This is a genomic window from Lactobacillus gallinarum DSM 10532 = JCM 2011, from assembly GCF_001434975.1.
GTDB lineage: Bacteria > Bacillota > Bacilli > Lactobacillales > Lactobacillaceae > Lactobacillus > Lactobacillus gallinarum.
The window spans coordinates 1-648 of record NZ_AZEL01000009.1 but is presented as its reverse complement, the minus strand read 5'-3'; the positions used below and the strand labels follow the sequence as shown (position 1 = coordinate 648).

Annotated in this window: 1 pseudogene; it reads right to left on the bottom strand. The window is 31.5% G+C overall.

From position 1 onward, the window contains the following. Positions 1-648, bottom strand: a pseudogene (locus FC37_RS10385) (type I pullulanase); the annotation flags it as partial.

Below are 648 nucleotides of genomic sequence, written 5' to 3'. Positions count from 1 at the left end.
CCCCTTCTACAACCAAAGTGCTCAACGGCATCAAAATTGTATTTTGACCTAAAGATACTTTTCCATCACTATCAAGTAATTTATGATAACCGGTTAAGTCAACTCCCTTTAAAGCAGCATCATTATTATTAACATTAAAGATGATATACATCTTCTTGCCATTTTCTTTATACTCAAAGGCAAAAATCCCATCTTTACCTGCATTTATGGCTTTAACATTTTGATTAATTTGATCATAATTATTCAAATGTAAAGCAGAAAGTTTTTTACGTAAATCTGTTAATTGCTTAAAGTAATTTACTGTATCTTTATTTGCACCAATTCGATCCCAATCAATTTGATTAATTCTAATTGATGAATTATAAGAATTGTTATTACCAGCCTTAGTTCTAAGTCCTTCTTGACCTGAATGGAAGAACGGAATTCCTTCTGCAAACATTACCATTGAATCGGCTAATCTAATGCGTTTAGCTATATTAGCGTCTGATTCATTTGGCATTATCTTTTTAATGTAGTCATACAATGTATAACCATCGTGACAGGAAACATAGTTAATCATTTGACTTGGCTTTACGTATGGGTGAGTTTCCCAAGCATCATATTTTAACTTTTGTCCACCTAAGAAACTATCCACAAATTTTTTAGCAT